Source organism: Rhizobium sp. P44RR-XXIV (assembly GCF_001999485.2).
Classification (GTDB): domain Bacteria; phylum Pseudomonadota; class Alphaproteobacteria; order Rhizobiales; family Rhizobiaceae; genus Rhizobium.
Genome location: NZ_MPVZ02000029.1, coordinates 969,935 through 996,540, shown reverse-complemented (window position 1 = coordinate 996,540; position 26,606 = coordinate 969,935). Strand labels below are relative to the sequence as shown.

Sequence of the window (26,606 nt, the reverse complement as noted above, 5' to 3'; positions counted from 1 at the left end):
TGAAGCCGAAAATAGATTTCGATTTTTGAGCTGGTGCGCTAGAGACGGGTATTGTCGACTCGATCTACGACATATGCGTAAGTCGTGCACCTCGCGAGCGGGGGTCGGTTGCCCTAGAACTCTGCGAGACCGCGATGTCCAAGAGAATTTCAGTCCGATTCTGGCGTTGGATGATCGCACTGCTGGCGCTATCAGGCATCGTCATCTCATACGCGGCCATCATACCGGCAGTCCATGTCTCACGATTACGATTGACGACCAATTTCCTGAGCTATTTTACGATCCAAGCGAATATTCTGCTCGTTATTGCACTGCTGTCGGCTGAAATCACGCCGTCATCGGGGATCGGACGATGGGCCAAACGTTCAGCCACGAAAACCGCACTCCTCATTTATGTCGGCGTCGCGGGCTGCGTCTATGTATGGGTGCTGCAGGACGTTTGGCATCCACGCGGGTGGCAATTGTGGGGGGACCAGATACTTCATTATTGGATCCCGTTACTCACCGCGCTGGATTGGATTTTCCTTGTTGAACGCGGCAGGCTTTCCTGGCGTGATGCGATCTGGTGGCTGCTGTTTCCCGCGCTCTACTCAGTATACTCGCTGATCCATGGTCATCTCTCGGGATTTTATCCCTACCCCTTTTTGGAGGTGAGCGACATTGGCCTAAACGCCGTTCTGATCAACATGACGATCTTGGGCGTAATATTCCTGGCTCTTGGCGGGATTTTCATCGCCCTTGATCGCGTGGCTGCCAGGTTTTACTCGCGACAAACTTGATAGCAGTCGTATGCGGGGCAGGAACGGCTCATTTTCCGGTTCCTTGATATGAAACCCTCTTCAAGCCGCCTGCCTGCGAATTCTCAGCTCGCATGCCAGGGCGAAGGTGGCGGTCAGGATCGACAGGCTTTCTCCGCTGGCGAGCCGGTTGTTCGAGTTGCTGAGAATGGTCAAGCTGAAAAAGAAGAGAATCAGAAAATAGGCATACATGGCGTGCCTTGGGATGATCCCCCTGTTTGCCGCCCGCCAGACGCTGGCGCAAAAGCAGGCCAGCATCGCGCCCAAAACCACCGCGCCGAATATCCCATGCCGGATGAGGATTTCGAGATAGCCATTGTGCATGAAAGTATATCCGACATTTGGATAGCGGGTATGCGGCCAGCGTGTGAGCCATTCTGTTCCCCAGCCGAAAATCGGCGCGGCGGAGAACAATTCCCACGCGTTTGACCAGAGCTGCAGGCGCTCGCTCATGGCAAGCGGCGTACTGCCGCTCTCGATGGAGCGCGAGACGGCCTGGCCAATTGGCTCGGTCGTGCCGGCATCCTTGAACATGGCGAGAGCGGCTGAGACTGTCGCTCCGGCTGTGTGGTCGATATTGTCCCGGACCGCATAGGCACCTGCGGCGAGCAAAGCGAGCGAGGCAAGGACGAGCGGCACAGCCAGTCGCTGTTTCAGGCTGCGAAGTGCCAGAAATGCCAGGATCGGCAATACCGGAAGGAGCGAAAGCCAGACCCCTTTCGATTTTGCCCCATAGATGCCAATCAGGCAGAGTAGGCAGATGAGCGGGGACAGAACGGAAGCATAGAGGCGCATCGTGCGCCTGTCGGCTCCCTCGGTCAGGTAATAGAGCAGCCAGAACACGGCGCCTATAAAAATCATACCGCAGCAAACCGCGCCGTGTATTTGATTGTGCTGGATCAACGGAATGACCGTCTTGCCCGCGGCGACCTCAGTAATCCGCGCACCCCATAAGAGGACGATGAGCGCGAAACCGAAGTAGACAGCGATGAGCCTCTCGAGGTGAGGCCAGCATAGAAACAGCGCATAAGCGAGAGACGGGAAAACGAGCGGCATCAGAAACAGCAGATCGCGATCGCCGACCGGATGATCGCTTTCCAGCGCGAACTGAAGAGAAAATCGCAGCAGCGCATAGGTGCCCCAGGCCAGGCAGAGCCACCCTCGCCAGTCGATTGATGGCCTTGATGAGGAGCGCAGATAGGAAATGAGCGACAAAATCAGGAGCAAGACGCCAGCATAACGATAGGCGTAACTTTCAATCAGCGAGGCAGACATGACGACGAGCCAGAGTCCACCAATGATGAAGGCCCATTGCCGATCCAAAATCGGGGCTGCACCGAAAGAATGGGTTTGGTCGTTCATCTTTGTCTCTGCCCCGCACGAATTATTCGCTACATTGCATCGTGCCATCAATCTTTCAGCACCGATTCCGGCCTTGTTAGCTGACGATCTTGAAGTGACGCTGAATTTCATTGTGTTTTCAAATCGGTAATTGTGCTCATTTCCTGCGAACCGAGAGACTGATTTTTCATCGTCTTCGGCAAGCCGCGAATGTGCCATGCGGGAAACGCTGAAAAAGTTGCGCTGCCGAAGCCTCGGTCACACCGCACGATACCGACAAGGCTAAGATCTCCGAACTCGAAGAAAAGGATGTCGAGCGTTGTGATGCTGACATCTTTCTTGGCCATCCTGGCGGTGCCGCCCACACACCATTGCTATCTTTGATGCAGCAGGGGCCATTTATTCCATGGTGCACTGGACAAATACTAAATAAGACTTACTATAAGACATCTACCGATTCCGTATATATACCAAAAGTTTGTTTTCTAATGTTTCTATCATGTATACTTAAGTAAATCAGTTTAAGTTTATTTGATATATGTTGTAATTATACATCTGCCGCACCTTCCCCTGCCTGATTTAGCGGCTGCGACCGAAGTATTGGATTCCGTCGCGAGATTTTCCGTCCCTATCCTGTGCGTGGGGGCCCATGGGCTTCCAATCATAGGGAACAGCCAAATCAACGAATGCAGCGGGTCAACGCTGGTGTCGCTCTGATTTGGCAAAGCGATTGGAGAAAAAATGAATATCAAGAGCCTTCTTCTCGGCTCCGCTGCTGCGTTGGCAGTAGTATCCGGTGCGCACGCAGCTGATGCCGTTGTCGCTGCTGAGCCGGAGCCGTTGGAATACGTTCGCATCTGCGACGCTTACGGTGCCGGCTACTTTTTCATCCCGGGCACTGAAACCTGCCTCAAGATCGGCGGCAAGGTTCGTACCGAAGGTCAGTGGTATACTCCTTACAACCCCAATGCACGCCTGGGCACGCTTTGGCACACCCGTGCTGAACTGCGTCTCGAAACGGCTACGGACACCGAATACGGTGCTCTGAAGACCAATACCGAACTGCGTTGGGACTGGAACGACGGCGGTTCGACCTCTACCAACCTGCTGCATGCCAGCATCAGCCTCGGTGGCTTCACCGTTGGTAAGGAAGACTCGCAGTTCAACGTATTCACCGGTTACGCCGGCGACGTCATCAACGACGACGTGGTCTATGACGGCCCGTATGAACTGAACCAGATCACCTACAACTACGATGCAGGCAATGGCTTCACGGCTGTGATCTCGCTTGAAGACACCAACTCCGGTTCGGGCGCTACCGGCTCGAATGGCGAAGACAGCTCTGACCACTATGCTCCTGACGTTGTCGCCGGTGCCGGCTTCAAGTCTGGTGCATGGGGCTTCAAGGTGGTCGGCGGTTACGACTCGATCGTCGAAGAAGGTGCTGTCAAGGCTCGTGTTGACGCTGACTTCGGTGTCTTCTCGGCCTTCTTGATGGGCGGCTACAACACCGATGGCAGCAAGCTGAACAAGTATGCCGGTGCAAACGGTGCTGGCGATGCAGCTGACATCGGCTGGGGCGACTGGGCAGTTTGGGGTGGCGCAAGCGTTCCGATCAACGACAAGCTGAAGTGGAACTTCCAGCTTGCCTACACCGACTCCAAGATCTTTGCCGCGACCACGAACGTCAAGTGGAACCCGGTCAAGAATTTGCTCATCGAACCGGAAGTCTCCTACACCAATTGGGATTCGATCAACGAAAGCCAATGGGCCGGTATCCTTCGCTTCGAACGCAGCTTCTAATCTGATCTGAAATTGACCTCCGATCAGAAAAGAGAAGAAGGCCTGGTTTCCCTCCAGGCCTTCTTTTCATGTCGGCCTGAATTATACCTGCAAAGATCGTGCATCATATGCGGAGCAGCACAGGCTAAAGAGAGGCAATGGGCAGCAAGTTTCACCTATCCAGCCAGCGCTGCCGATATAACACCTTGGGGTTATATCAAGCGGCCACCCCCTCGGTCATGTTTTCTTCATAAATAAGAAAAAGCAGCGGGCGGAGACCTGCGCGGGAATGGCTGATTTATCTGCACTGCGCAGTTTCCGAGAAGATAAACAAGAACTCTTCGCGGAGGCGGAACATGAACAACACTGTGAAACTTGACCGTACGCTCGGGCTTTGGTCCGTCGTGCTCTTTGGCCTGGCCTACATGACGCCGATGATCGTCTTCGGCACCTTCGGGGCGCTTGCAACGGCAAGCCAGGGAACGACGGCAATGGCCTATCTCGTGGCCGCCGGAGCAATCCTTCTGACAGCCATCAGCTATGGCGTCATGGCACGCGTCTATCCCGTCGCCGGATCGGCTTATACCTATGCGCGCCGATCGATCAATCCGAACATCGGATTCCTTGTCGGCTGGGCCGTCCTGCTCGATTATTTCTTTCTGCCGATGGTCATATGGCTCATCGGCGCCGCCTATCTGACATCGGCGTTTCCGAGCATTCCAGGCTGGATCTGGATCGTTGGCTTCATCGCGGTAACGACAATCGTCAATGTCGTCGGCATCGCCTTTGCCAACCGCGTCAATTTTATCCTGATGGTGGTGCAGCTCGCGGTTCTCGCGGCGTTCGTTTTCCTGGCGGCGCGATATGTCATTGCCTTGAACGGTCCCGGCGGTCTTGCTTCCGTCACGCCCTTCTTCAAGCCGGATGTGCCTTTCTCGGCATCTGTCGCCGGCGCTGCGATCGCTGCTTATTCCTTCCTCGGTTTTGATGCAGTCTCGACGCTGACGGAGGAAACAAAGGATGCCAAGCGCACGATGCCGAGGGCGATCCTGATCACGGCGCTTGCCGGCGGCCTGATCTTCATTGCCTCGGCCTATGTCACGCAGCTTGCCCATCCCGGTTTCGATTTTGTTTCCGCCGATGCAGCGGCCAATGAAATCGCAAAGACGATCGGCGGCGATCTGTTCGTCACGATCTTCCTCGCCACGCTGGTTGTCGCGCAGTTCACCTCCGGTCTTGCCGCCCAGGCGAGCGTCGGTCGTCTGCTCTATGCCATGGGGCGTGACAAGGTGCTGCCATCGGCCTTCTTCGGCAGCCTGCATCCGAAGTGGCATACGCCTTTGCTCAACCTCATCCTTGTCGGCATTGTCGGCCTGCTCGCATTGACCATGGACGTCACCACGTCCACCTCCTTCATCAATTTCGGCGCATTCCTGGCCTTTACGGCGGTCAACATCTCGGTCATCGCTCTCTATCTGAAGAGCAATGCCGAGGTTAAGCCGCTCGGAGCCCTGATTGGCCTCGTCATCCCGGCGGTAGCGGCTGTCTGCGATCTCTTCCTTCTCTGGAACCTCGACAAGGATGCCAAGATTCTCGGTCTCGTCTGGCTGGTGATCGGCATCGCCTATCTTGCCTATCTCACTCGCGCCTTCCAGACGGCTCCTCCGGAAATGGATTTTGCGGAGTAGGGTGCTGGACGAAAATGAGGCTCGGTCTGTGGCCGGGCCTCACGCCAGAAACAGGCGGAACAACTCGGCCTGGCTTGAGATATTCAGCTTTGCGTAAACCTGCCGGCGATGCACCTTGACCGTGTTCGGGGAGAGGGAAAGAACCGCCGCAAGCGAGAGGGTGGAATGTCCTTTGAGGATCAGCGTGACGATCTCCAATTCGCGCTTGGTGAGAGCAGGGTGCTCGATCTTCGAGGCCGGCGGTGCGGTCTGGCTGTCGAGGGAGAGGCTGGGAACGTGAAACCAATGCCGTTCTCCCAGCGCACAAATAACCGGTGCGGCGGCTCTCAGCCGGACCAGATCTTCGCCGGAAAACAACGGCGCGATACCGGTTCTGGACAGGGAGAGCACGCCGACAAAATCGCTCTCGAGCTTCAGCACGAAACCGATCTCATCGACGATCTCGGTTGTCGCGTAGTGCAGCCGGAAATACTCGGTCTGCGTGAAGTCGTCGGGAGCAAGGTCACGCATCACGATCATGCGTTCGCTGTTATCGTTGCAGATGGCATCGTAGAACGGGTCGAGCACGAACGCCCCGGCCAGATAGCGATCGACGATGACAGATCGTTTGGCGACGATCTTTTCATTGTAGAGATCGAAGGCGTGTCCGTCCGGAGAGTAGAGAAAGCCGTTCATCATCTGGAATGGCGCCAGAAGCCGCAATGTGACGGCCAGGGCATCGGGAAACGCGTGCGAGCCGATGGACCTTGCTGCAGTACCAAGACTGGTGTTCCAAACGTCGAAAGGTGGCGTCTGGGTGTTCGATGTCGCAGCCGAACTCATCAAAAAGCAGACCTTTCCTTGCATTCTCTTTGTCGGACATCGCAACCACATCAGTAGCACGCGCGCTTTACCCGCGAAATGCAATAGGCCCGAAAGAACGGAAACCGATCTCGTGAACAAGCCTCAGGGAAATCTTTCCACTACTCATCCACTCGACCTTCCCGCGACCGAAATCGCAAGCGGTATCCGCTCGGGGCAGTTCACTTCGGAAGCCGTCGTCGCGGAGTCAATTCGCCGGGCAAAATCTGCCAACGCGACGCTGAATGCATTCACCGTGATCCGCGAGGAGCAAGCACTTGCTTCGGCTCGCAAGGCGGACCGGATTCTATCCGAAGGCGGGACGGTTGGCTCTCTTCACGGCGTACCCTTCGCGGCGAAGGACCTGACACCGACGAAAGGGGATTTGACCACACTGGGGTCCTGGACATTGGGCGATTGGATACCGGAGGAGAGCGCGCTTTGCATCCGCCGGCTTGAAGAGGCCGGTGCAATCCTGATCGGCAAGACGGCAACCCCGGAATTCGCCTATGCAAGCTTCACGCATAGTCCGCGATGGGGCGCGACCCGCAATCCCTGGGACCTCGAGAGAACGCCCGGTGGCTCCTCCGGCGGTTCGGCGGCGGCGGTGGCAACCGGCGTCGTGCCATTTGCCGAGGGCACCGATATGGGTGGATCGGTTCGCATTCCCGCCGCCTTCTGCGGCGTCGTCGGGCTGAAGCCAAGCCTCGGCCGCATTCCGATGACGATCCTGCCGAGCGTTTTCGACAATATCTCGCATTTTGGCCCCTTGGCACGAACGGTCGGTGATGCCGTTGCCTTCATGGAGGCTGCGAGCGGCCCCAGCGATGAAGACATCATGTCGCTGCCCCTGAGTTTCTCGGGGGAAGCCGCGCGAAAGGGGAGTTTAGAAGGCAGGCGTTTCGCCTTCTCGATGGATCTTGGATATTACGAGATCCAACCCGAAGTCGCGGCCGTGATGCGCGAGGCGATCGGGAGAATTCGCGAGCTGGGCGCTGTCGTCGATGAGGTGCCGATGCATTGGACCCGCGCCGTCAACGACCAATGGTTCGACGTGTGGTGCGTGTTCATGTCTTCATTCTTCGGCGAGCGCCTGATCCAATACAGGCACCAAATGGATCCCGTCGTCGTTTCGATAATCGAGCGTGGCCTTGCCGCCAATGCGACGGACTACAAGCGCGTGGAACTGCTCCGCACCTCCATGTGGCGGGACATGGCAAAGATTTTCGAGACCTACGACGCGTTGCTATGCCCGACCTGCGCGATCACCGCTCCATCAGTGCAGGAGAACGACGACGATTATGTCGCGACATTGCCGAACGGCAAATTCGCAGGCCTCGATATGACCTGTCCTTTCAACCTGTTGCCGCAGCTTCCGGCTCTGTCACTGCCGGCCGGGCGTGGATCAAATGGCTTGCCGGTAGGACTTCAGATCATCGACCGGCGCTTTGCCGACGAGCAGGTCTTGTCATTTGCCGCGGCAATGGAATCCTCGTTGTTGCTGGCATGATCATCTCATGTAGGAGCGAAGTGTCGGGGATTTCAGGAGGCAGCTCAGGCTGTCTTGCGTGATAGCTCTTCTCGATCTCGAATATAGGGAATTGTTTCGGGGAAGGGCATGGCCTTCCCGAAAAGATAGCCCTGTCCGATGTCACATCCCTCACGCAGGAAGTACATCAATTGCCCATGTTCTTCGATGCCTTCCACGGTCGTTTTCACATCCAGGCCGCGGCTCATGATCAGCAGCGCCTGCACGATCTTTTCATGCCGGTCATCATGTTCCCGCGCTGATCTGACAAAGCTCTTGTCAATCTTTATCTTATCGAACTGATAGCGCGCCAACTGTGCGAGGCTCGAATAGCCTGTACCGAAGTCATCCAGTGCGATCTGAATGCCTGCACTGTGAAGATCGTCAATGATCGATGCGGCAAGATCCGGATCTCGGATCAAGGCATTTTCAGTGATCTCAACCTCGAGCCGGGATGATGGCAAACCCGTATCCTCGAGGATCTTGAGAATCCGGGATGCGAGAAGCCGATCATCCATCTGAATGGCGGAGACATTGAAGGAAAGCGATATGTGCTGGGGCCACGACTTGGCATTATCGCACGCGGTGTGGAGAAGCTGCTGAAACAAGGGCGTCATCAAGCCGGTTTCTTCGGCAATGGGAATGAAAAGCGCCGGCGAGATGCTTGTGCCATCATCCGCAATCCATCGGGCAAGGGCCTCGAAGCCACAGACCTGTCCTGACCGCAGGTCGATCAAAGGCTGATAATATGGTTTGATGCGGCATTCCGTGACGGCCTGACGAAGTTCCCCTTCGAGCTTTGCCCGCGCGGTAACCTTGAGCTGCATATCCTCTGAAAATCGAAGGGCGATGTTGGTGCCGACGCTTTTGGCCTCATAAAGCGCGATGTCTGAGCGATGGCAGACTTCCTGCAGTAAATCCCCTTGCTGCGGCCAGCGAGCATAGCCGACGCTCGCTCCGACCTGACACGATATCGCCCCCACTTGGATAGGGTGGCTAATGGCGTGGATGAGGAGTTTTGCGAATTTTTCGTCCTTCTCGGAGGTCAGCCCTCTGGTTACGACGATGAACTCATCACCGCCGAGGCGGAAGACGCTCGATTCATCGGCGAAAGCAGACAGCCTTTTCGACACTTCCTGAAGAAGCTTGTCGCCCCCCTGATGACCGACCAGATCGTTGACCTTCTTGAACCCATCCAGGTCGATGGAAAAAATCGTTGCGGTTGGTTCCTGCTCGTCTTCCTCTGCATTCACCGTCTTCACGATCTCGAATTTCTCGAACGCATATCTGTTCGGCAGACGGGTGAGATGATCGTGTGTAGCAATCCAGTGCGCGCGCTTTCCACGCTCTTCCTGCCGCAGCATTTCCTTGCGGAGGTCAAGAATTCGCAGGCACGAATAGATAAAACTCGCTCCCCCGACAATCGTAAATGACAGGAACAGCACGTCAGTGGCGTCGTTGCCGAGCGCCCTGAGGCCGCCGAAGATGTTTCGATGCCAAAAGAAACCTATGATCCACAGCAATGACGAGCCGGAGACGAGAGCAACAAGTTGCCTCCCAGCCTTGCTTTTCAAGAATTCCGGCATGCTCTCCCCCAAGCATATCTCCCTTGACGATATCTTTATGTGCCGATCTATGCGGCCTTTGTTCCCATAACGGATCGATCTATTTCAGAGAGGATTGATGTCTTAACAGTTGCCCGCGATTGAAGCTGCAAAACAAGGGGCCTGTTGCGCTAGCGTAAAGCGGGGGCTTCCTAAGTTCAGCCATACTCATTTCACCTTGACGTATGTCTGATTAAATTTTTGCAAATCACCCCGAATTACTTGCTTGGAGTGAGTAATAGGTGCGTTTGATTTGTTGCTCTATGGGGCAATGATAAATGCGAACTGGAAAGCAGGGCGCGCTACACGTTCAGCCGGCCGCTTAGGAAGTCGATGAACGCTCTGAGTTGCTTCGGCATCTGTCTTGCACTGGCATGATACAGGTAGAAACCGCCGAACGAGGGCGTCCAATCGGGAAGAAGCTGCACCAGTCGGCCAGCCTCAATCTGCTCTCTTGCCTCGAGGTCCAGCAGGTAGGCGAAGCCCAGCCCTTGCTCTGCTGCCTTCAGCATCATCGCGGTGTCATTGGCGATCAGCGGGCCGTCAACATCAATCTCGAGAACATCGCTGCCTTTCTCGAACTCCCAGCGATAGATGTTCATCGCACCGGGCCAGCGGAAGCGGATGCAAGGGAACCGGTGCAGGTCCTGAGGACTTTCCGGTCCTCCCATCCGGTCGATAAGCTCCGGGCTTGCGACCACCATGGAAGCCCTTCGTCCGCCCATACGCACCGCCACCATGTCCTTTTCAAGGGTTTCGCCAAGGCGAATACCGGCGTCGAACCGCCCGGCAACAATGTCCGAGAAGGTGTCCTGGATGGTGATGTCGAGTGTCACGGCTGGATAGGTCTGGTGAAACGCCTCCAGATGAGGCCCCAGCAGATACATAGCGGCGACGCGTGAGAGATTGAGCCGCAGTGAGCCGGCCACCTCGGCGTTTTCGGCTATCAGTTCGGCGACCGCCTGATCAAAGCCGGCAAAGAGCGGCACGATTTTGTCCAGCAGCGCTTGTCCCTGCCCGGTCAGGCCAACACTCCGGGTCGTGCGATTGAACAGCCGCACACCCAGCCGGGCCTCGAACTCACGAATCCGCTGGCTTAAGGCGGATGGCGAAATAGCCAATGTTCTTGCCGCAGCCGAGAAATTGCCGCGTTCTGCGATGGCGACGAACGCCTTAAGATCGGCAAACTCGCTGCCTCGCATTATGCATTATTCCCTTCAAAGCTCTATCATATAATAGAGTATTTTCTTCTCAAATCCAGTGAGCGATCTTCCTCTTCAGTTGATGTCATGGACAGCATAGGGAGAGTGGAATGCAAATTCTTGTCGTCGGAGGGGCGGGGACCATTGGGCGCCCGCTCTGCGCGGAGCTGGCGGTGCGGCATCGGGCGATGACCGCCGGCCGCTCCGGTGGTGACGTAGCGGTCGATATCACATCGGCTGAAAGCATTGAGCAGATGTATCGGCGCGTAGGGCGCTTAGACGCCTGCATCTGCGTTGCCGCATCGGGCGCATTGGACCGTTTCGCCGAGCTGACCGAAGCCGCTCTGCTTGAGAACATGCGCGGGAAGCTCTTCGGCCAGATTAATCTGGTGCTGATCGGCCAGCGCTACCTCGCGGACAATGGCTCGTTTACGTTGACCAGCGGCATATTCGCCGATGAGGCTTGGCCAGGCGTCACCGGCGGCGCGGTTATCAGTGGTGGCCTGCATAGTTTCGTCCTGTCAGCGGCAATCGAGTTGCCGCGCGGCCTGCGCATCAATGCCGTCAGTCCGACGATGGTCGCCGACTCGATCGAAAATTTCGGTCGTCTGTTTCCGGGAATGAAATCGGTGTCGATGGATAGGCTGATCGGAGCCTATGTCGATTGCGTGGAGGGCAGCGGCACGGGTGGAATCGTCAAGGCATATGGATGATGCGCGGGCATCTGTGCCGACATGATCTCTGCCCAGTGTGATAGTTCAAGCCTGTCTATCGGGAAGCGACCCCGGTCGCTTTGCTTCCCGTTCGACGCCGCTCCGATGCAGAGTGCCGCTGAGATGAGCGACGCCGAGTGTAGCAAAGGGAATGACCAAATCGGCATTCGCGATGGTGGCTGGCCGATGCGCGACGATCACGCGGGTCATCTGCAGGTCGCGCAAGGCTGCCACGATGGCCGTCTCGGTGGTCTCGTCGAGATGGCTCGTCGCTTCATCCAGAAACAGGATCCGTGGCCGACGATAGAGCGCCCGAGCCAGGACGACGCGTTGCATCTGGCCGCCCGACAGGCTGCTGCCCATATCGCCGACAAGGCTCTCGAGGCCCATGGGCATTCGCTGGATATCCTGCAGGATTGCAGCGCGTGACGCACACTCATCAATCCAGCCTCGATCGGGATTGGGATCGAAGCCGCAGATATTATCGGCGATCGAGCCTGCGAACAGGCCGTCATGCTGGAGTACACCCGCGATCTGATGCCGGTATGCGGTGCCCCCTATCGCGCGGATATCGATGCCGTCGATAGACACGCGCCCCTCCGTGGGCGCCAGCAAACCCATCAGCACTTTCAGCAGGGTTGTCTTGCCGCAACCGGAGGGGCCGGTGATCGCCACGCTCTGGCCCGATGGTATATCCAGATCGGCGCCACGCAGGATCCACGGCTCGTTTTCGCCATAGCGAGTGGACAGATCCTCGGCCCGAAGCGCTGCACCCGAAAGGTCCGGCTTGTCGTGGATCGCAGGCGCGGCGAAACCGCTGCCTTCTGCCTCCTGCTCCGCCAGCACGATATCGGCCAGCCGATCGGTCTGTACGTTGAGCATCCGAAGCTGGAACCATGACGCGATCAGGCTTCCGACGCGGGTGGCGAACTGATCCTTGTAGGACAGGAATGCCACCAGCATGCCGACAGTCATCTTGTTGGTCATGACCATTTGCGCCGCCAGGATGATCATGACCAGCCGATCAGCGCCGAAGAGCAGTTCATTGGCCCGGCCGAAGATCAGATCCAGACGCTGCAGGCGCAGCTTGGCATTGATGCTGTCCACCAGATAATTCAGCCAGACAGAGCGGCGGCGATCGCGCAAGCCAAGCAGCTTAACGCTGGCCATTCCACGCACGGTCTCGATGAAATGCGTCTGCTGCTTGGCATCATAGACGATCGCCTGTTCCGTGCTTTGACGATATGGCTGGTAGCGAAGCAGCCGCAGACAAGCGTTCAGGGCAGTGGCGATCATCGCTACCCAGCCAAGCCATCCGCCATAGATGAACATCATCGCCACCATGCCGATGGACATGAGCCCATCCAGCACCGCCTGGACCAGATCGGTGGTCAGCGCCTTCTGGATCGTGGCGAGCGAGCCGAAGCGCGAGATGATATCGCCGATATGCCGTTTCTCGAAGAAATCCAGCGGCAAGCGGGTCAGATGATCGAACAACCCGGTATTCCATTGCAGATTGATCGTGGTGCTCACGAGCATGATCGCCCAGGTGCGCGCCGCGCTGATGACCAGCTGCAGGACGAGGAACACGGCAAGGCCGACCCCCACGGTTAGCAGCAGGTCATAATCGGCCGACACGATGACTTCATCGATGATGATTTGCGAGCCGATCGGCATCAAAAGAGCGATAAGCTCAATTCCCAGCGAGAGGAGCAGGATGCTGACGAGAGACGAACCGGCGCCTGTGATATTGCGGAACAGATGCCGCAGCTTCAGATCGTGTCGTTCATCCGCGCGAACGAAGCGCTCGTTCGGAAGGGCTTCGAGCGCCACGCCGGTAAATTCGCGCGAAGCTTCTTCCATGGAAATGACCCGGCGCCCGACCGCCGGGTCATGGATCGTGATCTTGCCGTGTCCGACACTTTGCAGCACGACGAAATGATTAAGGCCCCAATGGAGAATGCAGGGCCGGCGCAGCTTGCGAAGGTCTACCAGCTCCAGCCGCAGGGGGCGCGTCGCGAGTCCCAGCGCATCCGCCAGATTGATCAGATCGCGCAGCGTTGCGCCCTTCAAAGACACGGCATTGCGCCGCCGCATGGTTCCGAGATCAATCGCATGGCCATGGAAGCCCAGGATCATGGCCAGACAGGCCATGCCGCACTCGGCCGCCTCGGCCTGCAGGATGATGGGTAGGCGGCGGCTGAAACCGAATTGCAGCACACGGTCGAGCTTCATGGCGCTGCCTGCTTGGGTACGCCGGTGACCACACCGATGCTGCTGCGAGCGCGATAAAGTGGATCGAGCGCCCATTCGTAAATGCGACGGCTATCAAGCGCGATGTCTGCTCCCACTTCCATGCCGACCTCCAGCGGCTTTTGATTCCCGTCGACGATGACATATGGCAAGTCGGGTTCGACCACGACGCGGTATTGGCCGCCCTGACCGGAAGAGCTGCCGGGCGAGGGCGCTTGTCCTCCGGCTGCCAAGGACGATCCGGTTTCGGCTACGGAAATGGCTTGAACGGGCGCGCGTGTGATTTCCTTGACACGGCCTTCGTAGAGGCCGAAGCGCTGGAAAGGGAAGGCGGCAAAACGCAGAAGGACCGGGGCTCCCTCCTTGATGAAACCGATCGAGGAACTGTCGACATAGAGATCCGCCTGCAGCGCCTGGCCATTGGGCAGGAGCGTGACCAGCACAGCGCCGGCACCGACCGGCTGCCCCACATGCGCGCGCACGGCCGTCAGCACGCCGTCGGCAGGTGCCAGAACCTGGATCGCCTGCTTGGCCTGGACCTCGGCGATTTGCTGATCGAGCTGCGAGATCGCGCGATCGAGCCCGCTTACATCCTTTTCCAGATTGTCGTCGAACAAAGACAGCTGCGCGGTGACATCAGCGATTTTGCCCTCCAGCGTCAGATATGTCTGTTCGAACTGCGCATGCTGGCCAAGGGCCTCCGCATAGATGAATGCCTGGGACTGGAAGGAGGCGTCGGTAACGATGCGGCGGTTGGCTGCATCGTTCAATCGATCCATGGACGCCTTCATCAGCGGCAAGGATTGCTCATCGGCCGCCAATTGCGCCGCGAGATTTTTGTGCTGCAGGTCGAGATTGGCAAGCTGGTCCTTCAATCCCTGCTTCTGCACCGCCGCCATCGATTTTCGCAGCGACAGTTCTCGCTGCAATGCCACCTTCTGGTCCGTCAGTGCGGCGATGACACGTTCCTGGGTCGGGCCCGCGGTTGAGGTTGCCTCCAGATTGATTGCATAAAGGAACTGGCCAGCGTGCACCTTCTGCCCTTCCGTCGCGGCCATTCCATCGATCACGCCCGCTGCCGGACTTGCGATCGTAATCAAGCCCGCACGAGGCATCACTACCCCGCTGGCATAGACACGGCGCGTGTAGCTGCCCATGATCGAAAATGTCAGGCAAGCCGCCAGCAGTACCAGGCTGGTGATCGCAACGAGGCGGACGGACAGGGGGTAAACGACCTGCACCTGGCCAAGCCAGGCATCCTGTTTGGCTTGCAGCACTTCGCGACGAAACAATGTGGACATGGGGCTGGTCCTGCTAAGTCGTCTGTTAAACCACTCACGTCGTTGGCGATGTCCTCGATCCCGATGGTCACCCATTATTTTGGGGCCTAATCCGTGAGAGGCACATCACACTGACAAGCCGGCATCAGAATTTGCGCGCCAGCTTGCATGTCAGAGACAAAATTCCGGGATGATGTGGTGCCTGCTTAGACTCCGACGCCCTTGTACTGATCGGATCAGTGCAAGGGCGCCATCTTCCGTGCCATGGGCCGTTTGGGTCCATGGTTATTCGTTATTCCCGCAAGGTCGACCAATCGACCAAGCCTTTCGCGTCAGAGAAGGCCGCCGAGCAGACCGCCCACGACCGGGAGGGATCCAACGATGCCGCCAACCGTACCAACGATGCCATTCACAGCGCCTTCGGCACTCCCAAGCACGGTGCCAAGAACGCCACCAGGGTTACCAAGAAGGCCGTTCACATCCTTTTCTATTGAACCGAGGAGTCCATCGAGCAAGCCGCCGCCCGCCACATGATCGAGTTCACCGTCCAGGAGCTCACGGATACCGGCATTGTCCAAGCTGCTATCAAGTACAGACATGACTAACTCCATTTTCCTGTTTTGAAGGGGTGCGCCACCCCTCAACGCTGGCACGATGCCTGATCAAAAACACGGAATCAACGACATTTTCGAACATGATAATGTTATCATGTAAGATTCATATCAGGCTATGAAACCGCGTAGCAACTGGAGTTATATCGTTTTTCACATGTGTTATAATTTGAATTTTCTGCAATGAAAACAGATATATAAACAAATACTTCGCAAGTATTGCGCGCAGGAACATCTCTGGCAGACAGATTCGTTTGAAAAAGTTGCCATGGTTCCGGCAAGCCCTTGCGGCGATATTCGGCGCGGTCCGTTCGTCGGTTGCTGGCTGCGTTCAAGGACGGTGCCGGGGAGCATGTCAGAGAGCGAACGGCGCGACGAAAATCACTGCGCCAAGACGAGGCTGGCTGCAACTTCGAGCTGACTATCGGTGCCGCTCGTCAACTCCTCACGCGTAACCGGGATAAGTCTGTCGGGAGTTATTCCAACACCTTCGAATTGACGCCCGTCAGGAAAATATTCGCGTTTCGTCGATACTCTGAACGACATTCCAAATTCCGGGAAGCGCACGAAATACGGCTGCCCGGTCGATCCATATGTCGACTCTCCCAGCACAAGGCCTCGTCCGCCATCCTGGAAGCGCAAGACGAAATCCTCACATGCGGAAGCACATCCGCCGTCAACAAGCAGGGCTATATTTCCGCTCCAGGCATTTGCGAGTGGTGCTGTTACATTCGGCCCGTATCGCATCATCAGCGTCGGCAGGGCCGGAATGGTGCCGTTAAAGGAGTGCGAAGCATCGTTCATGGCGATCGTCATGGGGGTGGCGACTTGAGTGCCCCGGTAGGGCTTCGTCATGATGGCCGAAAGCAGGTTTCCGGGTGTGCTGCCTCCACCATTATCACGCAGATCGAGGAGTATGGCATGGGTATCCCCTGCATTATGAATGGCAGAAATCGCGTCCTGTTCATACCTTGGATTTGCAAAGCTGGGGATGCGGATCACCACCAAGCCGTCTGTGCGTCGGCTTGTCTCGACTTCCGTCGCAGGCATCAGCCCTCGTTCCGGTCCTGCAAGCGGCGCGGTCAAATCGACAGGCACTTGCCGGCCGTCGTCCGTGCCGATCGTGAAATGCCTCGGAAACAGAAACAGCCGGCGCCAGGTTGCCCGATCAAGCGCAGCTTGGCTGGATTGGCCAATATGGTCATGGATCGGCTTGAGCCACTCATCGACAGCTTTGTGGTCAATCGTAGCAACCGCGTCGCCAGGCGCTAACTCAGGCATTCTTGATCGCATGATGGTCCACCGACTGTCGATCCGCTTTATGCTGAACGGTGCTGGCTCTTGTTGGGATAGCACTTCGTCTTCGAAGAATGTGTGGCCGTTTTGCAGGCTTGCGAAGAAGCGCATGGTGGCCAGGGAAAAAGCGTTCCGGTTTTCGGCTCCGATCGTCTCTCCAAGATAGGCGCGGTAGCGCGCCTCGAAGTCATAACCAGCAGGCAATCCCTCCGCATGAGCGAAGTAGCGCTTGATCACATGGTAGGCGGTCGAAGCAATATGGGCACGATCTGTTACATCCGGATCGCGGGGCCTACCAGCATCGGTGTTTTTGGTCATCGCTAGAGCCGCTGGCTTGAATGGCAACCCGGATTGAAGCACTGCTGTGCCAAAAGGCGAGGGGATAGCGATCGTAGCCTCATCATGCCTCCATAATCCGTGATTCAGATTGGCGATATGCCCTGTCTTCGGAATGCAAGTACTTCACTTTCAGATAGCCGATGCAAGCGATGCCCCGACGATTCCCGCTACGTGCGAAACGGCCGAATCTGCGAGGCTTGGCCGGGTAAACCCATGTAATTCGTGAAATATGGCCTGAAACCAGGGCCTGCCCCAGTGATATAAACCGACATCTCAACGAGACGATGTCTGCCCGCCGCCATGGCGTGTCAAAGCCGCTGATCACGATAAGTTGTTGTTTTCGCTGCTGAGAGGGTAGGGGTGTTAACTGCCGCCTGTTTGCAGTCCGCCTATCCGGAGTCGGGTTCATGGCGAATTAGAAGGTTGAAATAAGCCATGGGTACCGCGGCCTTCTTGCAAGTTTCACGTTCAAATTGTAGCTCTTTATCGTTCGGGGTCACTTTCTTGGATGCAGACATCGTTGAGGCCCGACGATCATGGCGCGTCTCACAAGATAGAACGGGGGATAAAATGGGATTTTCTGAATCTGTGCGGACAGTACTGAAATTGAAGTACGCCACGTTTTCCGGTAGGGCTTCCCGCTCGGAATTTTGGTGGTTCCAGCTATTTTACTCCCTCGTACTTATGGTATTTGGGTTTGTCGCTGGAATAGCAATTGCCGCCTCTTTCGATCGCCAATCCGGCCCATCCGCCTTGGTCATTGCTATCGGCGTTATTGGCGGGTTGCTCGCGCTTGCGGTGCTTTTGCCACAGATTTCTCTCATGGTTCGTCGTTTCCACGACCGCAACATTTCCGGTTGGTGGTATCTCGCCCTGGCGATCTTGGGCTTTATCCCCTATCTAGGTATTATCGCTGGTATCGCGATCTTCGTTATCACCGTGCTTAGGGGCACTGATGGTCCGAACAAGTTCGGCGCGGATCCATTGCGTCCGGATGCCACGGCGGCGGTGTTTGCCTGAGGCATGTTGATCCGCAGCATCGGCCTGCTGGTGCTGGGCCTGTTCTTAGCCCTGGCAACTCAACTCCACCCGGCATGGTCGCAGGGCAATGGTGTTGAGCGTGACGGAAAGAACGATCGCCTAACCAGCGAGGTCGGTGCCGCATATGCCGCGCAATGCTCGCAAAACGGTTTGCGCTGCACGCTTGTTTATGGCGATGCGGCGCGAACGCCTGAAACAGCAGCGAAAGCGGCGCCATCGTCGAGCGAGCCGCTATTTAACCCGCGAGACCCGATCTTAAACGGGCCGGTGGCCATTGTCGTGGTGCTGCTCGCGTTCGCGACAATCATAGGCCTATGGATGCGCTTCGGAGGCGGTGGCATGTTGCTGGCGCCGGCTCCACCGGAAATGAAACGGCGCGAGGGAGAGGTGCCCGAAAGCTGGGGCTCGCCCGCGCGCGAAATGGAAGAGCGGCCGAACGATTTCCTGCAGAGGATCGCGGCCATGCGGGATCGGCGGCAGGCGCTTGTTCTGCTGTTGAGGCATTGCCTCCTTCACGCCGCCGATGCAACGGGAACGCGGCTTTTTCGCTACGATACGGAACGCGCCGTTCTGGGACGTCTGCCGGTGAATATGGCGGGGCGCGACCGGCTTGAAAACCTGCTGATCGAGGCGGAGCTTGTCCACTATGGCGGTCGCGATCTGGTGGAGAGCCAGTTCACCGATCTCCTTGCCATAGCGCGCGGATTTCTTTCCAACGGCAGAGTGGCCAATGCGTAAAATTGGTCCGTTGCTGTTTCTCGGGCTGCTTCTCGCGCTGGCAGCACTGGCATTATTCGGATCACCGCGAGACGGTGATTACGATCGCTCGCCACTTGGCAACAAGGGACTTCAGCTATGGCTGCAATCCAAGGGAATAGCCGTTGTCCGATCCGATGATCATGTCACCCGGTCGCGTTCGGAAATCTCGCTGCGCATCCTGTCTTTGCCGACGTCTCAGGACGGTACCGCCGAAACTCAGAGCGACGACGAGAAAACCGATGGCCATCTGAAGCCCTGGATCTACGAGGCAAAGCTCTATGATTTGCCGACGCTGGTTATATTGCCAAAATGGCGTGCCAGCGTGTCGAAGGACGGCATTGCGCGGGAATCCGGGCTGCTGCCTCCTGCCGATCTTCATAGCGGACTTGCGAAAATCTATCTTCCGGATCTGCGACTGAAGCGGCTTGGGCCGGAATTCGAGGAGGCGCAGTTACAGCTGCCGTCGGATCAACCTGAGAAAATAGCCTTATACCGGGCGCAATTGTTCGACCGGTCCAAGTTGCCCGGCCATTGCACTGAGCTTGCAGGCACGCCATCTGGCGCCTTGCTTCTGCGTTGCGATAACGGCTTCGTAGTTTATCTGTTGTCGGATCCGGATCTGCTGAACAACCATGGGCTCGCACTTGCCGATAACGCGGCCTTTGCTGTCTCGTTGATCAAGAACCTGCGTGGTGCCGGTGAGGCACGGCCGGTTTTTCTCGATACGAAAGGTCAGGCACTCGACGGCGAGAAACCTGTCGATGAGGGAAAGACCTATGAGCGCTCCGCAACCGATCTGAAGCGCTTTTTCGCCTATCCTCTGTCGGTCATCTGGGGGACGATCCTGCTTGTCGTCGTCATATGCTTCTGGCGGGGAGCCTATCGGTTCGGGCCGCCTATGACCGACGGATCCTCTCATATCGAAATATCGAAAACCGCCGCCATCGAAGCGATGGCGCGGCTGCTGCGCCTCTCCGGCAATGACGGCCGCATGGCGGCGCAATTCGTGCAGCATCTGCTGGCCGACAAGGCGATGCTGCTCTTTGGAGCAGGGGCCGGCAATCAGCCGGGGATCGAGCGGATGTTCCAGCGCCTGGCGCGCCGCGACGAAAATTTGGCGCATGCATTGCGTTCCACGGCGCAGGCGCTCATCGAACGAGGGCATGCCATGACGCGGTCGGAGCTGCATCGCAATCTCGAAACATTCAGAAAGTTGCTAGGGAGTGCAGATCTTGGATCTAGGTGAGTTTCGCAATCTGATTGCCGCCGTTCGTGGCGAAATCGGCAAGGCCGTGCAGGGGCAGGACACCCTTATCGACCTTGTATTGATCTCGATCTTTGCCCGTGGGCACTGCCTTGTCGAAGGTCCGCCCGGCACGGCGAAAACCCTGCTTGCCCGCGCCGTTTCGGCGGCCATGGAGCTGGAATACCGCCGTATCCAGTTCACGCCCGACCTGATGCCCGGCGACGTGCTCGGCATCAATCTCTTCAATTTCCAGACAAATCAGTTTCATCTGACCAAGGGTCCGGTTTTCACCGACATCCTGCTCGCCGATGAAATCAACCGCGCGCCTCCAAAGACGCAGTCGGCCCTTTTGCAGGCGATGAATGAGCGGGTGATAACGATTGACGGCACCGACTACTCCCTCGGATCGGATTTCTTCGTGCTCGCCACGCAAAATCCGATCGAGCAGCATGGCACCTACCCATTGCCTGAGGCGCAGCTCGATCGCTTTCTCTTCAAGCTGGTCGTTGACTTTCCGGAACGCGCCATCGAAATCGCCATCCTGTCCAAACATGCGAACCAGGCTCTGAAATCGGACGTACGCAATGCCGGTATTCAGCCACTCATCTCGAGCGCGACCCTTGCCGCAGGACGAGCGCTGATCGATCAGATCCATCTGGACACCACGATTTTGACCTATGTGGTCGACCTCGTGCGCGCTACTCGCTCGGACCCCGATATTCTGCATGGCGCATCGACGCGTGCCGCAGATGCTCTTGCGGCGGCGGTCAGAGTGCGGGCGGCATTTGAAGGCCGAGATTACGGACTGCCCGATGACGTTCAGGCCCTGCTGGTGCCGGCGTTGCGCCACCGCATCGTGCTGTCGCCTGCGGCTGAAATCGATGGCCGCACGGCCGATGAAGTCTTGAGAAATATCAGAAATCGCGTGGATGCACCTCGTTAAATGCGGCCATCATCCTACCTGATCGCACTCATCTTGATCTTGACTGCAGTGACCCTCGTCATCTGCGTGTGGCGGGCTGACATGAGCCTGCCGCTGATCTGGGCGTGGGTGGCCGTTGCAGCGTTGACCGTCGGCGATCTGGCATTGTCGGCGCCATCGAGCCGCATGAAGATCGAGGTCGATCTGCCGCCGCAGGGCTTTGTCGGCCATACAGCGCAGCTCACGGTTGACATACAGCCGCACAGAGGATTGCTGCCTCTCGGAATTGAGGCGCGTCTGGATCTCGCTCCGGAACTTGGCTCAGCTGAGAACGCATTGCCTGAGGTCACCCTGGACGCCGGACGCAAGCAAGCGAAAACTTCCACTGGCCTCCACCTCACGCGGCGAGGGCAATACAGGATACATAGGCTCTGGCTGAAATGGCCATCGCGACTGAAACTGCTGGACATCATCGCTTCGATGCCAATCGAAAGGGATATCGCCGTCCTGCCCGATATCTCGCCGGTTTTGTCGGGGGCGATACAGGCCCAGATCCTGCCGCTTGAAAATGGTCAGAAGGATTTGCGGCTGAGGGGCGAAGGATCCGAATTTCATCAGCTGCGCGAATTTGCGACCGGCATGGATTCGCGCAGCATCGACTGGAAGCGATCCGCCCGAATGCGCAGCCTGGTCGTGCGCGAGATGAGGGCCGAGCGAAACCACCAGATCGTATTGTGCGTCGATTCCGGACGGTTGATGGCCGAACGGCTCGCTGGAGTGCCGAAGCTCGATCGTGCCATCAATGCGGCGCTCGCCATGTGCTGGGCGGCGGGATTGGCCGGCGACCTGGTCGGGTTCTACAGCTTCGACAGCCGACCGCGCCTCTTCGTTCCGGCCCTGCCTGGGCGTTCCGCGTTTCCACGCTTGCAGACCGTCTGCGCGCAGCTGCGTTATGAAACTCAGGAGACCAATCACACGCTCGGCCTGACGCATCTGTCCGGGCGGCTGAAGCGACGTTCGCTGATCGTGATATTCTCCGATTTCGTCGACAGCATCACGGCGGAGTTGATGATCGAGAACATGCAGGTTCTGGCCCGGCATCATTTCATCGTCTATGTCGCCTTGCGCGATCCCATGCTGGCCAAGTTCACCGAGCCGGAGGAGATGACGCTGGACACGGTCGCCCGCTCCGTGGCCGCGCGGCAGATTCTGCAGGAGAGGCGCGCCGTATTGGAGAAGCTGGCGCGCCTGGGTGTTCTGTGCCTCGACAGCACACCGGAAGCGCTGACTTCGGACCTCGTGGCGCGCTATATAGAAATCAAATCTCGTGAGATGATATGATGGATATCAGCATCGATGGAACGAAAGATGTGGCAACGGCGGCAAACGCCGGTGTGGCACAGGCCGACACGCTTCGTTCCGCGCGGTTTCGGATGGAGCGCGAGGCACATTGGCGTCGTCTGGACGAGTTCGTGACACGCGCCGAAAAGGGTGGTGCCGCCGCCTTGAGTTACGACGAAGTCCGCGATCTTGCCGCCGGCTACAGGCAGGCGATGAATTCCCTGAGCGTCGCGCGCGATATTTCTCTCGACCGTGCCCTGATCGCCTATCTGGAAAGTCTGTGCGCCCGTGCGTATCTGGTCGTCTATGCGCCGCAGGAAAGCCTCGGCGGCTTGACGACTCGGCTGTTGACGCATGGCATTCCGCAGGCGGTGCGTCGCTCGGCCCTGCCTCTGTTCATAGGCTTTCTGGCCCTGATCCTGGGAGCGGCGGCCGGCTACAAACTCTACACCAACGACTCCAGCTGGCTCTACACATTCGTACCCCCGGAATTGGCCGACCAACGGACGCCGGATGCATCAGCCGATTATCTGCGCTCGACCATCTATGGCGACGAGCAGCATGGTAGCGACAAGTTGGCTGCGTTTTCGACCTTCCTGTTCTCCCACAATACCTCGATCGTGATCCTGATCTTTACACTCGGTATTTTCCTCTCGGTGCCAAGCTTCGTGCTCACTTTTTACAACGGTTTGATGCTGGGCGCGTTTTACGCGATGTTCGCTCAAAAGGGGCTGGGTTACGATGTGTTCGCGTGGCTTTCGATCCACGGCGTGACCGAGCTTGCCGCCATCGCCATTGCCTGTGCGGGCGGCGCAAGGCTCGGCCTAGCCGTCCTGTTGCCGGGATCGCGGAGTCGCAGGGAGGCGTTGCGCCATCAGGCACATGATGCGGTCAAGCTCGCCATTCTGGCGGCGCTGATGCTGATCGTGGCCGCTTTTATCGAGGGATTTCTCCGCCAGCTCATACAGGACCCGACCCTGCGCCTGGTCATTGGCTGGGGGATGGGCGTCTTCTGGGTGAGCTGGCTGTTATTCGCAGGCCGCGAAAGCAAAACTGAGCGTGAGCCTGTGCGATGAGCGAATATCCGCAAGGCACAACGCGAATGGAGCAGTTCATCCCGCCGGAGGGCGTGCCGATCAGCTTCGCCATCGCATCGCTCGGAACCCGCCTCGGCGCCCAATGCCTCGACCTCATCTTCACTTTTCTGCTGGTGCTCGTTTGCGCGGTGGCCCTGGCCTTCGGCGGCTTTCTGCCTCCTGAAGCCGCGGTAACACTGGTCATCCTGTTGGCGTTCCTGATACGCACTCCCTACTACATCCTCTCGGAACTTGTCTGGAATGGCCGTACGCTCGGGAAAAGGATAACGGGCATTCGCGTCGTCAACGTCAATGGGCGGCGTCTCACCCCACACCAGGTCACAGCCAGAAACCTCATGAAAGAGGTGGAGATTTTCACTCCTCTGACTTTGGCTCTTGCCATGGGTTCAATGTCGGTCTGGGAAGGCGGCGTGACGAGCGCCTGGATCCTGACGGTCCTGATTGTGCCGCCGGCCAATAAGCGCAGGCAGCGGCTGGGTGACATGATTGCCGGCACCTTGGTGGTCGACAATCCACGCTCGGTGCTGTTGTCCGATCTCGTCATATCAGCGCCAATGATCCTGCCAGCACAGGTGGCGTTCGATTTCCTTCCCGAACACCTTGATGTTTACGGGAAGTACGAGCTGCAGACGCTGGAAGATGTGCTGCGTGACCCGACCAAAAGTTCGGGCAGCGAAGAAATCACGGTGATCGTGCGAACCATTGTCAGGAAAATTAAGTTTCCCGATGCCGTCAAGACCGGCCAGGAAATGCTTTTCCTGACGGCCTTCTATCGCGCACAACGCGAACATCTGGAAACGTTGAGGCTTTTCGGTACGCGCCGGGAAAACAAGTTTCATCAGGCCGAGAAAACGACTGGCGGAACCGGGCTCGATATTCGGCTGTAATTGAACTTCAACAAGAGGATGAGCGAATTACGCGTCCTATGGCAACTTAAGACGCCTCTTCCAGCTCGTTGAAATAATTATATCTTCTTCACTATCACGAAAACTTGCTTTGAGCTGACTGTGTTCCGCTCGACAGTTTTTCGAAGATCAATATCCAGGCCGAAGGATGGTATCTTGCCGTCCTTCGGCCTGGCATATTTTAGCCTCGCGCCGTCGCCCTTGCCGGTATGACGGCATTGAGGACTACCGACACGACGATGTTGGCGGCAAGCGCCAGGAGGCCGGTATAGACGGTGAAGCTGGTGTCGCCGAGTGTGATCGCATGCAACGGCTTCCAGCCGGCATCCCAGACGAGATAGGTGCCGCCGAAGAAGCCGACGATCCAGCCGGCCAGCAGTGCCGGTGCCCGGAACCATCTGGTGTAGAGGCCGAAGACCAGCGCCGGCAACGTCTGCAGGATCCAGATGCCGCCCAAGAGCTGCAGATCGAGCGCGAACTGCGTCGGCAGGAAGATGATGACCAGCAGCGCGCCGACCTTGACGACCAGCGAGGTCATCTTGGCCACCTTCGCCTCGCCGGCATCGGACACATTCGGATCGACATAGGCCTTCCAGAAGTTGCGGGTGAAGAGATTGGCAGCGCCAATGCTCATCACCGCCGCCGGCACCAGCGCACCGATGGCGATGGCCGCAAAGGCAAAGCCGGCAAACCAGCTGGAGAACAGGGTCTGGAACAGCGCCGGCACGACATCGTTCGGGCTATCCAGCTTCAGATTGGCCGCATGGCCCATATAGCCGAGCAGGGCAAGCAGACCCAGCAGCAGCGTATAGGCCGGCAGCAGCACCGCATTCTTGCGGATGGTGTTGCCGCTGTTGGAGGCGAAGATGCCGGTCAGCGTATGCGGATACATGAAGGCGGCCAGCGCCGAGCCGAGCGCCAGCGTCGCATAGGCGACATACTGGTTGCCGCCGAGCAGCAGGCTGCCCGCTCCCTTGGCCTTGAAGTCGGCATCGGCGGCGGCAAAGACATTGGCATAGCCGCCAAGCTTGGCCGGGATGAGCGCGATGGCGGCAATGACCACGATATAGATCATGATGTCCTTGACGAAAGCGATCAGCGCCGGGGCACGCAGCCGGCCGAATAGGTATAGAGCGCCAGGATGATGAAGGCGACGGCAAGCGGCAGCTCACCATGCAGCCCCAGCGCCTTGAACACCGCCGTCATGCCGACGAGCTGCAGGGCGATATAGGGCATGGTGGCGATGACGCCTGTCAGTGCCACCGCCAGTTCGAGCGACCGTGAGCCATATTGGCCATGGACGATATCGCCGGCCGTGACATAGCCGTGATCCTTGGCGCGCCGCCACAGAAGCGGCATGACCATGAAGACGAAGGGATAGACGACGATCGTATAGGGCAGCGCGAAGAAGCCATAGGCGCCGACGGTATAGACCAAAGCGGGGACGGCGATCACGGTATAGGCGGTGTAGAAATCGCCACCGACGAGGAACCAGGTGATCCAGGTGCCGAAGGTGCGGCCGCCGAGACCCCATTCGTCGATATGGGCAAGGGTCTTTGGCCGGCGCCAGCGGGCGGCGACGAAGCCCATGACGGTGACGAGCGCCAGGAAGAAGATGAAGACGGCCAGTGCTGTCGGATCGATCTCAGTCATCATGGCGCATGCTCCGATAGGCGATCCAGGTCAGGAACGCGGTGATCGGCACCCAGGCGAGCTGGTACCAGTAGAAGAACGGAAAGCCCAGCAAGACCGGATCGTGGCTGTTGTAAAACGGCACCCAGAGCAAGCCTATATACGGTATCACCAGCAGCCAGCAGGCCGCCGTCCCAAAGCGTTTGTCCATATCCGATACCTCTCAGGCGGCGCGTCCGCGCCACCATGTTGCAGTTGTCAGAGTGGAAGGCGGCGCGCGTCAGTCCGCGATTGCAGCGCGCATTCATTGGCGTAAACCAAGAAGCTTTGGCTATGCGGAAACAGACTGACGAATGTGAATTCCTCCCAACGGCCCGCCGATGGCCAGC

22 protein-coding genes and 1 pseudogene are annotated in these 26,606 nt (G+C 57.8%); 12 read left to right on the top strand and 11 right to left on the bottom strand.

The annotated features are described in order from the left end of the window. Window positions 1-134: 134 nt before the first annotated feature. Window positions 135-779, top strand: coding sequence for a Pr6Pr family membrane protein (locus BSK43_RS30565; RefSeq protein WP_077467271.1), 645 nt, complete (start codon window positions 135-137; stop codon window positions 777-779). 60 nt (window positions 780-839) lie between these two features. On the opposite strand, the gene BSK43_RS30560 is transcribed toward BSK43_RS30565, so the two are convergent. Further along, window positions 840-2,159 (bottom strand): O-antigen ligase family protein, encoded by a 1,320-nt coding sequence (locus BSK43_RS30560; protein WP_077467270.1) that lies wholly within the window; start codon window positions 2,157-2,159, stop codon window positions 840-842. Window positions 2,160-2,266: 107 nt separating this feature from the next. Continuing rightward, window positions 2,267-2,485 carry a hypothetical protein gene (locus BSK43_RS35275; protein ID WP_077467269.1) on the bottom strand — a complete coding sequence of 73 codons (219 nt, stop codon included), beginning with the start codon at window positions 2,483-2,485 and terminating at the stop codon, window positions 2,267-2,269. Between the two features lie 394 nt (window positions 2,486-2,879). On the opposite strand from BSK43_RS35275, the gene BSK43_RS30555 reads away from it, so the two are divergent. Both BSK43_RS30555 and BSK43_RS30550 read left to right on the top strand, forming a co-directional pair. Continuing rightward, window positions 2,880-3,941 (top strand): porin, encoded by a 1,062-nt coding sequence (locus BSK43_RS30555; protein WP_077467268.1) that lies wholly within the window; start codon window positions 2,880-2,882, stop codon window positions 3,939-3,941. Between the two features lie 335 nt (window positions 3,942-4,276). Next, window positions 4,277-5,608, top strand: a complete 1,332-nt coding sequence (locus BSK43_RS30550) for an APC family permease (protein ID WP_077467267.1) — start codon at window positions 4,277-4,279, stop codon at window positions 5,606-5,608. 39 nt (window positions 5,609-5,647) lie between these two features. Here BSK43_RS30550 and BSK43_RS30545 read toward each other — a convergent pair whose 3' ends face one another. Next, window positions 5,648-6,430, bottom strand: coding sequence for a LuxR family transcriptional regulator (locus BSK43_RS30545; RefSeq protein WP_169055460.1), 783 nt, complete (start codon window positions 6,428-6,430; stop codon window positions 5,648-5,650). Window positions 6,431-6,542: 112 nt separating this feature from the next. On the opposite strand from BSK43_RS30545, the gene BSK43_RS30540 reads away from it, so the two are divergent. Then, window positions 6,543-7,958, top strand: coding sequence for an amidase (locus BSK43_RS30540; RefSeq protein WP_077467266.1), 1,416 nt, complete (start codon window positions 6,543-6,545; stop codon window positions 7,956-7,958). A gap of 44 nt (window positions 7,959-8,002) precedes the next feature. On the opposite strand, the gene BSK43_RS30535 is transcribed toward BSK43_RS30540, so the two are convergent. Next, window positions 8,003-9,562, bottom strand: a complete 1,560-nt coding sequence (locus BSK43_RS30535; RefSeq protein ID WP_077467265.1) for an EAL domain-containing protein — start codon at window positions 9,560-9,562, stop codon at window positions 8,003-8,005. Window positions 9,563-9,882: 320 nt separating this feature from the next. After that, a complete protein-coding gene (locus BSK43_RS30530) occupies window positions 9,883-10,782 on the bottom strand; it encodes a LysR family transcriptional regulator (protein WP_077467264.1) in 900 nt (299 codons plus the stop codon). Between the two features lie 110 nt (window positions 10,783-10,892). On the opposite strand from BSK43_RS30530, the gene BSK43_RS30525 reads away from it, so the two are divergent. Then, entirely contained in the window at window positions 10,893-11,495 is a 603-nt protein-coding gene (locus BSK43_RS30525) for a short chain dehydrogenase (protein WP_077467263.1), read from the top strand. A gap of 45 nt (window positions 11,496-11,540) precedes the next feature. Here BSK43_RS30525 and BSK43_RS30520 read toward each other — a convergent pair whose 3' ends face one another. The 4 genes from BSK43_RS30520 to BSK43_RS30505 all read right to left on the bottom strand — a co-directional run bounded on the left by BSK43_RS30520 (window position 11,541) and on the right by BSK43_RS30505 (window position 17,253). Beyond that, window positions 11,541-13,730 carry a peptidase domain-containing ABC transporter gene (locus tag BSK43_RS30520; protein ID WP_077467262.1) on the bottom strand — a complete coding sequence of 730 codons (2,190 nt, stop codon included), beginning with the start codon at window positions 13,728-13,730 and terminating at the stop codon, window positions 11,541-11,543. Beyond that, the gene (locus tag BSK43_RS30515; protein ID WP_169055483.1) at window positions 13,727-15,049 is read right to left on the bottom strand and encodes an HlyD family efflux transporter periplasmic adaptor subunit; all 1,323 of its coding nucleotides are present in this window, start codon (window positions 15,047-15,049) and stop codon (window positions 13,727-13,729) included. The genes BSK43_RS30520 and BSK43_RS30515 overlap by 4 nt, the downstream gene beginning before the upstream one ends. 311 nt (window positions 15,050-15,360) lie before the next feature. Next, window positions 15,361-15,627 carry a hypothetical protein gene (locus tag BSK43_RS30510; protein WP_077467260.1) on the bottom strand — a complete coding sequence of 89 codons (267 nt, stop codon included), beginning with the start codon at window positions 15,625-15,627 and terminating at the stop codon, window positions 15,361-15,363. 393 nt (window positions 15,628-16,020) lie between these two features. After that, window positions 16,021-17,253: a S41 family peptidase gene (locus BSK43_RS30505; RefSeq protein WP_077467259.1), complete on the bottom strand. Its 1,233-nt coding sequence runs from the start codon at window positions 17,251-17,253 to the stop codon at window positions 16,021-16,023. A 591-nt stretch (window positions 17,254-17,844) separates the two neighbouring features. On the opposite strand from BSK43_RS30505, the gene BSK43_RS30500 reads away from it, so the two are divergent. Genes BSK43_RS30500 through BSK43_RS30470 form a run of 7 tightly spaced genes read left to right on the top strand, consistent with a single transcriptional unit; the run spans window position 17,845 to window position 24,567 of the window. Further along, entirely contained in the window at window positions 17,845-18,294 is a 450-nt protein-coding gene (locus BSK43_RS30500) for a DUF805 domain-containing protein (protein WP_077467662.1), read from the top strand. A gap of 3 nt (window positions 18,295-18,297) precedes the next feature. Then, a complete protein-coding gene (locus tag BSK43_RS30495) occupies window positions 18,298-19,053 on the top strand; it encodes a hypothetical protein (protein ID WP_077467258.1) in 756 nt (251 codons plus the stop codon). Next, window positions 19,046-20,320: a hypothetical protein gene (locus BSK43_RS30490; protein WP_077467257.1), complete on the top strand. Its 1,275-nt coding sequence runs from the start codon at window positions 19,046-19,048 to the stop codon at window positions 20,318-20,320. Before BSK43_RS30495 ends, BSK43_RS30490 begins: the two co-directional genes overlap by 8 nt. Then, on the top strand, window positions 20,307-21,263 hold the full coding sequence (locus BSK43_RS30485) for a MoxR family ATPase (protein ID WP_077467256.1): 957 nt from the start codon (window positions 20,307-20,309) through the stop codon (window positions 21,261-21,263). Before BSK43_RS30490 ends, BSK43_RS30485 begins: the two co-directional genes overlap by 14 nt. Next, window positions 21,264-22,583 (top strand): DUF58 domain-containing protein, encoded by a 1,320-nt coding sequence (locus BSK43_RS30480; protein WP_077467255.1) that lies wholly within the window; start codon window positions 21,264-21,266, stop codon window positions 22,581-22,583. Then, on the top strand, window positions 22,583-23,659 hold the full coding sequence (locus tag BSK43_RS30475; RefSeq protein ID WP_077467254.1) for a stage II sporulation protein M: 1,077 nt from the start codon (window positions 22,583-22,585) through the stop codon (window positions 23,657-23,659). The genes BSK43_RS30480 and BSK43_RS30475 overlap by 1 nt, the downstream gene beginning before the upstream one ends. Then, entirely contained in the window at window positions 23,656-24,567 is a 912-nt protein-coding gene (locus BSK43_RS30470) for an RDD family protein (RefSeq protein ID WP_077467253.1), read from the top strand. Before BSK43_RS30475 ends, BSK43_RS30470 begins: the two co-directional genes overlap by 4 nt. A gap of 199 nt (window positions 24,568-24,766) precedes the next feature. On the opposite strand, the pseudogene BSK43_RS30465 reads toward BSK43_RS30470, so the two are convergent. Both BSK43_RS30465 and BSK43_RS30460 read right to left on the bottom strand, forming a co-directional pair. Next, window positions 24,767-26,241, bottom strand: a pseudogene (locus tag BSK43_RS30465) (sodium:solute symporter family protein). Further along, window positions 26,231-26,428 (bottom strand): DUF3311 domain-containing protein, encoded by a 198-nt coding sequence (locus tag BSK43_RS30460; RefSeq protein WP_068391887.1) that lies wholly within the window; start codon window positions 26,426-26,428, stop codon window positions 26,231-26,233. The pseudogene BSK43_RS30465 and the gene BSK43_RS30460 overlap by 11 nt, the downstream one beginning before the upstream one ends. Window positions 26,429-26,606: the final 178 nt, after the last annotated feature.

Coding starts and splice junctions, on each gene's coding strand:
- BSK43_RS30565 (WP_077467271.1), top strand. CDS start 135: ATGTCCAAGAGAATTTCAGTCCGATTCTGGCGTTGGATGATCGCACTG.
- BSK43_RS30560 (WP_077467270.1), bottom strand. CDS start 2,159: ATGAACGACCAAACCCATTCTTTCGGTGCAGCCCCGATTTTGGATCGG.
- BSK43_RS35275 (WP_077467269.1), bottom strand. CDS start 2,485: ATGGCCAAGAAAGATGTCAGCATCACAACGCTCGACATCCTTTTCTTC.
- BSK43_RS30555 (WP_077467268.1), top strand. CDS start 2,880: ATGAATATCAAGAGCCTTCTTCTCGGCTCCGCTGCTGCGTTGGCAGTA.
- BSK43_RS30550 (WP_077467267.1), top strand. CDS start 4,277: ATGAACAACACTGTGAAACTTGACCGTACGCTCGGGCTTTGGTCCGTC.
- BSK43_RS30545 (WP_169055460.1), bottom strand. CDS start 6,430: ATGAGTTCGGCTGCGACATCGAACACCCAGACGCCACCTTTCGACGTT.
- BSK43_RS30535 (WP_077467265.1), bottom strand. CDS start 9,562: ATGCCGGAATTCTTGAAAAGCAAGGCTGGGAGGCAACTTGTTGCTCTC.
- BSK43_RS30530 (WP_077467264.1), bottom strand. CDS start 10,782: ATGCGAGGCAGCGAGTTTGCCGATCTTAAGGCGTTCGTCGCCATCGCA.
- BSK43_RS30525 (WP_077467263.1), top strand. CDS start 10,893: ATGCAAATTCTTGTCGTCGGAGGGGCGGGGACCATTGGGCGCCCGCTC.
- BSK43_RS30520 (WP_077467262.1), bottom strand. CDS start 13,730: ATGAAGCTCGACCGTGTGCTGCAATTCGGTTTCAGCCGCCGCCTACCC.
- BSK43_RS30515 (WP_169055483.1), bottom strand. CDS start 15,049: ATGTCCACATTGTTTCGTCGCGAAGTGCTGCAAGCCAAACAGGATGCC.
- BSK43_RS30510 (WP_077467260.1), bottom strand. CDS start 15,627: ATGTCTGTACTTGATAGCAGCTTGGACAATGCCGGTATCCGTGAGCTC.
- BSK43_RS30505 (WP_077467259.1), bottom strand. CDS start 17,253: ATGACCAAAAACACCGATGCTGGTAGGCCCCGCGATCCGGATGTAACA.
- BSK43_RS30500 (WP_077467662.1), top strand. CDS start 17,845: ATGGGATTTTCTGAATCTGTGCGGACAGTACTGAAATTGAAGTACGCC.
- BSK43_RS30495 (WP_077467258.1), top strand. CDS start 18,298: ATGTTGATCCGCAGCATCGGCCTGCTGGTGCTGGGCCTGTTCTTAGCC.
- BSK43_RS30490 (WP_077467257.1), top strand. CDS start 19,046: ATGCGTAAAATTGGTCCGTTGCTGTTTCTCGGGCTGCTTCTCGCGCTG.
- BSK43_RS30480 (WP_077467255.1), top strand. CDS start 21,264: ATGCGGCCATCATCCTACCTGATCGCACTCATCTTGATCTTGACTGCA.
- BSK43_RS30475 (WP_077467254.1), top strand. CDS start 22,583: ATGGATATCAGCATCGATGGAACGAAAGATGTGGCAACGGCGGCAAAC.
- BSK43_RS30470 (WP_077467253.1), top strand. CDS start 23,656: ATGAGCGAATATCCGCAAGGCACAACGCGAATGGAGCAGTTCATCCCG.
- BSK43_RS30460 (WP_068391887.1), bottom strand. CDS start 26,428: ATGGACAAACGCTTTGGGACGGCGGCCTGCTGGCTGCTGGTGATACCG.